At 70.8% G+C, this 8,967-nt stretch carries 12 protein-coding genes and 1 pseudogene; 11 read left to right on the top strand and 2 right to left on the bottom strand.

Going from position 1 to position 8,967, the window contains the following annotated elements; all coding sequences use genetic code 11:
- From ribD to hisF, 8 genes are all read left to right on the top strand, one after another.
- A partial coding sequence (gene ribD, locus ACLN58_RS13430) for a bifunctional diaminohydroxyphosphoribosylaminopyrimidine deaminase/5-amino-6-(5-phosphoribosylamino)uracil reductase RibD (protein WP_415855764.1) occupies window positions 1-938 on the top strand: 938 nt, incomplete at its 5' end.
- A complete protein-coding gene (locus ACLN58_RS13425; protein ID WP_415855763.1) occupies window positions 938-1,594 on the top strand; it encodes a riboflavin synthase in 657 nt (218 codons plus the stop codon). The genes ribD and ACLN58_RS13425, both read left to right, overlap by 1 nt.
- Window positions 1,591-2,238, top strand: coding sequence for a 3,4-dihydroxy-2-butanone-4-phosphate synthase (ribB, locus tag ACLN58_RS13420; RefSeq protein WP_415855762.1), 648 nt, complete (start codon window positions 1,591-1,593; stop codon window positions 2,236-2,238). Before ACLN58_RS13425 ends, ribB begins: the two co-directional genes overlap by 4 nt.
- 1 nt (window position 2,239) lies before the next feature.
- Window positions 2,240-2,911, top strand: coding sequence for a GTP cyclohydrolase II (gene ribA, locus ACLN58_RS13415; protein WP_415855761.1), 672 nt, complete (start codon window positions 2,240-2,242; stop codon window positions 2,909-2,911).
- 108 nt (window positions 2,912-3,019) lie between these two features.
- Window positions 3,020-3,493, top strand: a complete 474-nt coding sequence (gene ribH, locus ACLN58_RS13410) for a 6,7-dimethyl-8-ribityllumazine synthase (protein ID WP_415855760.1) — start codon at window positions 3,020-3,022, stop codon at window positions 3,491-3,493.
- Between the two features lie 86 nt (window positions 3,494-3,579).
- Window positions 3,580-3,843 (top strand): phosphoribosyl-ATP diphosphatase, encoded by a 264-nt coding sequence (locus tag ACLN58_RS13405; protein WP_136610214.1) that lies wholly within the window; start codon window positions 3,580-3,582, stop codon window positions 3,841-3,843.
- A gap of 80 nt (window positions 3,844-3,923) precedes the next feature.
- Entirely contained in the window at window positions 3,924-4,769 is an 846-nt protein-coding gene (hisG, locus tag ACLN58_RS13400) for an ATP phosphoribosyltransferase (RefSeq protein WP_415855759.1), read from the top strand.
- A 34-nt stretch (window positions 4,770-4,803) separates the two neighbouring features.
- A complete protein-coding gene (hisF, locus tag ACLN58_RS13395) occupies window positions 4,804-5,577 on the top strand; it encodes an imidazole glycerol phosphate synthase subunit HisF (RefSeq protein ID WP_415855758.1) in 774 nt (257 codons plus the stop codon).
- A 19-nt stretch (window positions 5,578-5,596) separates the two neighbouring features.
- Here hisF and ACLN58_RS13390 read toward each other — a convergent pair whose 3' ends face one another.
- Window positions 5,597-6,025, bottom strand: a complete 429-nt coding sequence (locus tag ACLN58_RS13390; RefSeq protein ID WP_415855757.1) for a hypothetical protein — start codon at window positions 6,023-6,025, stop codon at window positions 5,597-5,599.
- A gap of 3 nt (window positions 6,026-6,028) precedes the next feature.
- Window positions 6,029-6,673: a TIGR03085 family metal-binding protein gene (locus ACLN58_RS13385; RefSeq protein ID WP_415855756.1), complete on the bottom strand. Its 645-nt coding sequence runs from the start codon at window positions 6,671-6,673 to the stop codon at window positions 6,029-6,031.
- 78 nt (window positions 6,674-6,751) lie between these two features.
- Between ACLN58_RS13385 and hisI the strand changes: the two genes are divergently transcribed.
- From hisI to ACLN58_RS13370, 3 genes and pseudogenes are all read left to right on the top strand, one after another.
- A complete protein-coding gene (gene hisI / locus ACLN58_RS13380) occupies window positions 6,752-7,144 on the top strand; it encodes a phosphoribosyl-AMP cyclohydrolase (protein ID WP_415855755.1) in 393 nt (130 codons plus the stop codon).
- Between the two features lie 61 nt (window positions 7,145-7,205).
- Window positions 7,206-8,768, top strand: a complete 1,563-nt coding sequence (locus tag ACLN58_RS13375) for an anthranilate synthase component I (RefSeq protein WP_415855754.1) — start codon at window positions 7,206-7,208, stop codon at window positions 8,766-8,768.
- Window positions 8,761-8,967, top strand: a pseudogene (locus ACLN58_RS13370) (hypothetical protein); the annotation flags it as partial. The gene ACLN58_RS13375 and the pseudogene ACLN58_RS13370, both read left to right, overlap by 8 nt.

The raw sequence follows: 8,967 nt of genomic DNA, 5'->3' as shown, positions 1-8,967 counted from the left end.
CCGGAACGGCGCACGCCGAGGCGGACGCGATCGCGAACGCAACGCTCGCTGGCATCGACCTCGCGGGGGCCACGATGTTCGTCACGCTCGAGCCCTGCAACCACACAGGCCGCACGGGTCCGTGCGCACAGGCGATCATCCGCGCAGGGGTTGGGCGCGTGGTGTACGCGATCGACGATCCGCACCGGGCGGCGGCCGGGGGAGCCGGGACGCTCCGGGCGGCCGGCATCGACGTCGAGTCGGGGCTCCTCGCGGAGGACGCAGTGGAGCTCAACGAGCGCTGGCTTTCGGCCGTGCGCGAGCGCCGCCCGTTCGTGACGCTGCACATGGCGCAGACGCTCGACGCGCGGATCGCCGCCGACGACGGGACGAGCCAGTGGATCTCGTGCCCCGAGTCGCTCGCGGACAACCACGCGATCCGCTCCCGCATCGACGCGATCCTCGTGGGCACGGAGACGGTCTTCGTCGACAACCCGCGGCTCACGGCCCGCGACGTCGACGGCCATCCGCTTCCGTACCAGCCGTTGCGCGCCGTCATGGGCCTTCGCGACGTGCCCGAGGACGCCGCGGTGCGCGGCACCGACGGCCGCTTCCACCACGTGCGGACTCAGGACCCCGCGGTGGCTCTCGCGGAGCTCTTCGACCTCGGCACGAGGCATCTCATGGTCGAGGGGGGCTCGCGCATTATCGCGGCGTTCCTCGCGGCGGGACTCGTGGACGAGCTCATCGTCTACCAGGCGCCGACCATCCTCGGCTCCGGCAAGGGCACCGTCTCGGATCTCGGCATCCGCACCCTCGCCGACGCGCAGCACTGGGTGTGGGACGAGAGCGGCGGAGGCGCCCTGCGCCTCCTCGGCGTGGATCTCCGACTGCACCTCCGGCCCGCCGAGCCCGGGCCCCACGACCCTATTCAGCCATCCGAAGAAGGAAGCCACTGATGTTCACTGGGATCATCGCCGAGCGCGGCACGGTCGAGGCCGTCGAGTCCACGGGCCAGAGCGCCGTCATCACCCTGACCGCGCCGACGCTCGCGGCGGACCTCCCCCTCGGGGGCTCGATCGCTGTGGACGGCTGCTGCCTCACCGCGATCCGGAACGACGGGCACACCTTCACGGTGGACGTCATGGGCGAATCCCTTGTCCGCACGACGATCGGCGGCCTCGCCCCGGGCGACAGCGTGAACCTCGAGCGCTGCGTCCCGGCGGGTGGGCGACTCGATGGGCACGTCGTGCAGGGCCACGTCGACGGCGTCGGGACCCTCGCCGAGCGCGAGCCGCTCGGCAACTGGCATCGCCTCCGCTTCGCCGTTCCCTCGGGCCTCGCGCCGTACATCGCCGAGAAGGGCTCGATCGCGGTCGACGGCGTGTCCCTCACCGTGACCGCCGTGAGCCCAGCCACCGAGGCCGGGCAGTGGTTCGAGGTCGGGCTCATCCCCGCGACGCTCGCCGAGACGGGCCTCGGCGCGAAGTCGGTCGGCGAACCGGTCAACCTCGAGGTGGACGTGCTCGCGAAGTACACGGCGCGGCTGCTGTCCTTCCAAGCCCAAGGCAAGAGCGGCCTGGAGGGCCTCACCCCCGAGGGGGCGACGGCATGAGCGCTCCAGCCCGGGCGATCCGCCTTGAGCCCGTCCAGGCGGCAGTCGACGCGCTCCGAGCGGGCCGCGCCGTCGTCGTCGTCGACGACGAGAACCGCGAGAACGAAGGGGACATCATCTTCGCCGCGCAGTTCTCGACCCCCGCCCTCATGGGCTGGACCATCCGGCACACGTCCGGGGTGGTGTGCGTGCCACTCGCTCACGACGTCGCGGATCGCCTCTCGCTGCCACCCATGGTCGCGCACAACGAGGATGCGAAGGGCACGGCGTACACGGTCTCGTGCGATCTTCGCCACGGGGTCTCGACGGGGATCAGCGCGACGGATCGTTCGAAGACCGTCGCGGCCCTCGCGGACGCGACGTCGACCGCGGCCGACTTCACGCGCCCGGGGCATATATTCCCGCTGCGTGCGGTTGACGGTGGTGTGCGGGCCCGCAGGGGCCACACCGAGGCAGCGGTTGACTTGTGCCGCTTGGCTGGTTTGGCTCCAGTAGGAGTGATCGCAGAAGTGGTCCACGACGACGGAGAGATGATGCGGCTTCCCGCGCTGCGGGGCTTCGCCGACGAGCACGGCTGCCCGCTCATCTCGATCGAGGACCTCGTAGAGTTTGTGGCGGCCCGCGGGCACGCCGGGGAGGAATGAGATGACCAACACGAGCGCCAACGGCGCGCGGCGCAAGCACCCGGTCTCGGGCGGCCCCATCGTCAAGCTGCCCACCGCGTTCGGCGAGTTCGTCGCCCAGGCCTGGATCGACGAGGAGACCGGGCACGAGCATCTCGCCGTGAGCTCACCCGAGCCGCCGGCCGACGGCGTTGCTCCCCTCGTGCGGCTCCATTCGGAATGCCTCACGGGCGACGTCTTCGGCTCGTACCGCTGCGACTGCGGCGAGCAGCTCGCCTACGCGCTCGCCCTCATCCGCGAAGAGGGCGGGACGCTCCTGTACCTCCGCGGCCAGGAGGGCCGCGGGATCGGCCTCGCGAACAAGATCAAGGCGTACGCGCTCCAAGAGGCGGGCTTCGACACCGTCGAGGCCAACGAGCAGCTGGGTCTACCAGTCGACGCGCGCTGCTACAACGCGGCCGCCCAGATCCTCGCCGAGATGGGGCTCACCCGGATCCGGCTCCTGAGCAACAACCCGGACAAGCAGAACCGGCTCGCCCAGGCTGGCGTCCACGTCGTCGAGATGGTTCCGACAGAGGTTCCCTCCCGCGCCGAGAACCTGCGGTACCTGCAGACCAAGAAGGAGCGCATGGCGCACCGGCTCACGCTCGACGTCGAGGCCGTCCTGCCGCGCATCCAGTCGGACGGCGACTGAGCCTTCTAGCGCACCCCCTGACCCGCCCTACCCACCGTTACCCGCCCCACCCACTCTGACCCGCCCTACCCACCCCAACCCACCCAACAGACAAGGAACCCCCACCACGTGAGCGGACACGGCGCGCCCACCCTCTCCCTCGACGACCCGCGCCTCGCGGAGCTGCGGCTCGCGATCGTCGCAGCGAGCTGGCACACGCAGATCATGGACGGACTCCTCGACGGAGCTCTGCGTGCCGCGCACGAGGCGGGCATCGACTCACCGACCGTGGTGCGGGTCCCCGGCAGCTTCGAGCTTCCCGTCGCCGCGGCCCGGCTCGCGGAGGCGCACGACGCCGTCGTCGCGCTCGGCGTCGTGATCCGCGGCGGCACGCCCCATTTCGAGTACGTGTGCGAGGCGGCCACCGTCGGGCTCACGGACGTGAGCGTCCGCACCGGGGTGCCCGTGGGCTTCGGCGTGCTGACGTGCGACACCGAGCAGCAGGGCCTCGACCGCGCGGGCCTGCCAGGCTCGGTCGAGGACAAGGGGCACGAGGCGACGACGGCGGCGCTCCTCACAGCGGCCACCCTGCGCGCGCTCTGAGCCGGCTATGGGCTTCGTCACACCGGGGGAGTCACACGCCTTCCAACGGTGCGGGCGGCCCGGTGGCCTCCAGTAGTCTTGACCCCGTGAAGGATTTCGAGTCGCTGTTCGCTGAGCTCAGCGAGAAGGCCACGAGCCGCCCCGAAGGGTCGCGCACCGTCGTCGAGCTGGACTCGGGAGTCCACGGTATCGGGAAGAAGATCGTCGAGGAGGCCGCCGAGGTCTGGATGGCGGCCGAGTACGAATCGGACCAGGCGGCCGCCGAAGAGATCTCGCAGCTGCTGTACCACGTCCAGGTGCTCATGATCGCGAAGGGCCTCACGCTCGAGGACGTCTACACGCATCTCTAGCCGCGGCGCGCGCCCGTGCAGTTCAGGGCACCCCGTGGCGAGAAGCCAAGCACGTTTCCCTTCCGAACAGAAAGACCACCATGCTCCGTGTAGCAGTTCCCAACAAGGGCTCCCTTTCCGAGGCGGCCTCGTCGATGCTCACCGAGGCCGGCTATCGCCAGCGCCGCGAGGGCCGTGAGCTCGTCATGCTCGACCCCGAGAACGATGTCGAATTCTTCTTCCTCCGCCCGCGCGACATTGCCGTGTACGTGGGCCAGGGCACGCTCGACGTCGGCATCACGGGCCGCGACCTCCTCATCGACGCCGAGGTCGAGGCGGAGGAGCTCCTGCCGCTCGGTTTCGCGGCCTCGACGTTCCGCTTCGCGGGCCCCGCGGGCGAATTCGCGTCCGTCTCCGAGCTTGAGGGCCGCCGCGTCGCGACGAGCTACGACGGCCTCGTGAGGACCTACCTCAAGGAGCAGGGCGTCACGCCCTCCCGGATCGTACGCCTCGACGGCGCGGTCGAGTCGTCGGTGCGCCTGGGCGTCGCCGACGCGATTGCGGACGTCGTCGAGACGGGCAACACGCTCAAGGCGGCCGGAATGGCCGTCTTCGGCGACCCGATCCTGAAGTCCGAGGCCGTGCTCATCGGGCGCCGCGGCCACTCCATGTCCGCGATCGACGTCCTCATCCGCCGCCTGACGGGGGTCCTCGTGGCTCGCCGCTACGTTCTCATGGACTATGACGTGCGCAAGGAACTCGTCGAGCAGGCTTCAGCGCTCACGCCGGGCCTCGAGTCGCCGACCGTCTCGCCGCTGCGCGACTCGGACTGGGTGGCGGTGCGCTCCATGGTCCCGAAGCGGGACACGAACCGCGTCATGGACGAGCTCTACGACCTCGGCGCGCGTGCGATCCTGGTCAGCAGCATCCACGCCTGCCGGATCTAGCGGTCACTTGTCGGATCTAGGGAGGGGAGCAGCCATGGGCGTCGCCGTCCGCGTCATCCCGTGCCTTGATGTCGACGCGGGCCGCGTCGTCAAGGGCATCAACTTCAAAGGCCTGCGCGACGCGGGGGACCCGGTCGAGCTCGCCCACCGCTACGACCGCGCCGGCGCGGACGAGCTCACGTTCCTCGACGTCACCGCATCCTCGTCCGAGCGGGAGACGACGTTCGACGTCGTCCGCCGCACCGCGGAGGAGGTCTTCATCCCGCTCACGGTCGGCGGCGGCGTCCGCGGCGTCGCGGAGGTGGACCGGCTCCTGCGCGAGGGCGCGGACAAGGCCTCGATCAACACCGCCGCGATCGCGCGGCCGGAGGTTATCGACGAGATCACGCGCCACTTCGGCTCGCAGGTCTTGGTCCTCTCAGTCGATGCGCGCCGAGTCCAGGAAGGCACGCACACGCCGTCGGGCTTTGAGGTGACTACCCACGGCGGGCGGCGCGGTACGGGCATCGACGCGGTCGCGTGGGCCAAGGAGGCCGCGGATCGCGGGGTGGGGGAGATCCTGCTCAACTCGATCGACGCCGACGGGACCAAGGAGGGCTTCGACCTCGAGCTCATCCGGCTCATCCGCGCGGCGGTCACGGTGCCGCTCATCGCATCGGGCGGCGCGGGCGTGCCCGAACACTTCCCGCCGGCCATCCGAGCGGGCGCGGATGCCGTTCTCGCCGCGTCGATGTTCCACTTCGGGCCTGACAGCATGATTGCGCAGGTCAAGACGGCGATCCGCGAAGCGGGCTACGAGGTCCGCTGACTGCGGCGTGCGGGCCGGCTCAGCCGCGGCTGAGCCGGCCCGCCTCCGACCAGCCGTTCCCCAGGAAGGACGGCGCCCCGCCCTCCACGACCGTGTAGATGAGCTCGGCACCCTCGAGGAAGGCCTCCTCGGCGAGTGCCGACAGCACGGCTGGCCCGAGCTGATCGGCCGACGCCTCATCCACGAACTCGAAGCGGCCCACCACCGCGAGGCCTTCGCCGAACGCGATGCGTCCCTTCGCGGCGGGCCTCCCGAAGAGCGTGAGCTCGACGGCGTCGAAGGGCCCGAGCGGCGCCTCGACGAGATCGCCGCCTTCGGGCAGGTTCGGCGGCTGCTCGATATCGGACGTGCGGATCGTGAGCACGACCGCCCCGGGGCCCGGGGCGGCGCCGTCGAGCGCCGCCCACAGCGCGGCGATGGACTGCCAGGAATCCTCGAACGCGGCCATGGCTCAGGGCCCCACGTCTGCGGTCGTGAGAAGGGCGACGGCGTCCGGCTGGCCCTCGAAGGTCACGAGCGCGTGCGAACCGCGGCCCGTCGCGTGGAGGAGCAGCTCGCCCGGCTCGCCGACGATCGCGACGGAGACGGGCGCGCGCTTGGCTACGTGGCGCGGGCCGTGCGGGCTCACGAGCACGATGCCGAGATCGACGCCGCGGTAGAGGATCGCAGCCTGCCTGACCACGTGCTCCCACAGCGCGTCCGAGTAGGCGGCGTCGAGGGCGCGCGGCGCCCAGCGCTCGGTGGCGCGGCGCACGTCCTCGGTGTGCACGAAGAATTCGGCGAGGTTCGCCGCTTCGTCGAGCCGCGGGATGCGCAAGGGCGAGGCCTTCGGCGGACCCGCGCGGAAGGCCGCGACAAGCGAGGCGTAAGCCTCGGGGGTCGCATGCTTCGAGGCGAGGCGCTCGGTGGCCGCGTCGGAGACGCCGCGGAGGCCTCGCACGGCCAGCCCGAAGCCCACGCGGGGGCTCCGTTCGCGGAGGTAGAGGTGTGCGACGAGTTCTTTGGTGGCCCAGCCCTCGCACAAAGTGGGCGCGCTAGGGCCGGCCGCGAGCAGGGTCTCGGCCAGAACTTCCCGGGACGGCGGTACGAAGTGCATCACTAGCGAAACTAGCACGCGAGCGGGTGCCCGCGCGCGCGGACCGGCGAGCCGTCCATCAGCACTAGACTTGACTCGATGTCTGAGCAGAAGAACCCCCCTTCCGGCGCCCTGCCGGCCGAGATCGCGGACCGTCTCAAGCGGGACAGCGCGGGCCTTGTGGCCGCCGTCGTCCAGCAGTTCGACACGCTCGAGGTGCTCATGGTCGGCTGGATGGATGACGAGGCGTTACGCCGCACGCTCACGAGCGGGCGCGTCACGTTCTGGTCGCGTTCGCGCCAGGAGTATTGGCGGAAGGGCGACACGTCCGGCCACGTGCAGTGGGTCAAGTCGGTCGCGCTCGACTGCGACGGCGACGCGCTCCTGGTTCAGGTCGACCAGGTCGGCGCAGCGTGCCACACGGGCACCCGGACGTGCTTCGACGGCCGCGAGCTGCCCGCCGTCGTCGGTTCCGCCGCCGCAATTGCTTAGCGCTTCATTGAGTCCTACCCGGCCACCCGAACCCGCCCACGGAAGGCAGACGACGCCCGCCATGCTCGACCTAGGAGTCATCGAACCCTCGCTGGGGGAGTTCCGGACGCTCGCCGCAGACCGTCGCGTCATCCCGGTCCGCGTCAGGCTCCTCGCCGACGCTGAGACGCCCATCAGCCTGTACCGCAAGCTCGCCGACGGCCACCCTGGGACATTCCTGTTCGAGTCCGCGGCCGTGGGGGGCGCGTGGTCGCGCTATTCGTTCATCGGCTCCGAGTCGCGCGCGACGCTCACGAGCAAGGACGGCGAGGCGTTCTGGACAGGCGAGCCGCCCGTGGGCGTCCCGACGAGCGGCAACCCGCTCGAGGCCCTGCGCGATACGGTCGCGGCCCTGCGCACGGACCGGTTCGACGCGCTTCCGCCCCTCACGTCCGGCATGGTCGGCTTCGTGGGCTGGGAGGCCGTGCGGCGCTGGGAGAAGCTGCTCTCACCGCCCGAGGACGATCTGGACCTGCCCGAGCTCGCGATGAACCTCGTCACGGACCTCGCCGTGCACGACAACGTCGACGGCACGGTGACCCTCGTGGCCAACGCGATCAACTTCGACAACAGCGACGAGCGCGTCGACGAGGCCTGGCACGATGCCGTGGCACGGCTCACGCGCATGGTCGAGCGGGTCCTGATGCCGGCCCCGGCCGCCGTCTCGGTTCTCGGTCCCGTGGTCGACTACCGGGACAAGGTCCAGGAGAACTGGAAGGAGTCGGGCTACCTCGCCGCGATCGCCCGCGGCAAGGAGGCGATCTTCGACGGCGAGGTGTTCCAGGTGGTCATCTCGCGCCGCTTCGAGCTCGACTTCGACGCCGCGCCACTCGACGTATACCGCGTGCTGAGGGCCATGAACCCGAGCCCGTACATGTACCTCCTGAGCCTCGCCGACGCAGACGGCCGCGAATACTCGATCGTGGGATCCTCGCCCGAGGCCCTCGTCACGGTGACCGGCGACCAGGTCGTGACCCATCCGATCGCGGGCTCGCGTCCCCGGGGCGCGACCGTCGAGGCGGACCGCGCCCTCGCCGAGGAGCTCCTCGCGGACGAGAAGGAGCGGGCCGAGCACCTCATGCTCGTCGATCTCGCGCGCAACGACCTCTCCAAGGTCTGCCGCCCCGGGACCGTTGAGGTGAGCGAGTTCATGGAGGTCGAGCGCTTCAGCCACATCATGCATCTCGTTTCGACGGTCGACGGGCACTTGCGTCCCGACGCGACCGCGTATGACGTGCTGGCGGCAACGTTCCCGGCCGGAACGCTCTCGGGCGCGCCCAAGCCGCGCGCGCTCAGGCTCCTCGACGAGGTCGAGCCGGCTCGGCGCGGGGTCTACGGCGGCGTTGTGGGCTACTTCGACTTCGCGGGAGACATGGACATGGCGATCGCGATCCGTACCGCGCTTCTCCGTGAGGGGCGCGCGTACGTCCAGGCCGGCGGCGGGATCGTAGCCGATTCCGACCCCGTGGCGGAGGCGCTCGAGTCCGTGAACAAGGCCGCCGCCCCGCTGCGCGCCGTGCACACGGCGTCGGCGCTGCGCTCGGCCGGGACGCTCCCGGGCGTCGAGGGGAGTGTGCGTGGCTGAGCCTCAGGAGAGCGGGATCGTGGAGTCGGCCGGGCACGAGCCGCCCCGAGTCGCCGTGTGGGCCCGCAAGTCGACCGTCATCGGGCTGAGCGTCGTCATCGCGCTCCTCGCGTTCGGCTCGACGACTCAGACGTGGATCGACGCCGAGGTGCAGGGCGCCGCCGTGCGCACGGCTCACGTGACTGTGCAGGGCAGCAAG

The sequence above is a fragment of the Sinomonas sp. G460-2 genome (assembly GCF_047759905.1).
In the GTDB taxonomy this organism is placed as follows: Bacteria; Actinomycetota; Actinomycetes; order Actinomycetales; family Micrococcaceae; genus Sinomonas.
The sequence above is the reverse complement of the archived record's forward strand: the minus strand, read 5'-3'. Positions and strand labels throughout refer to the sequence as shown.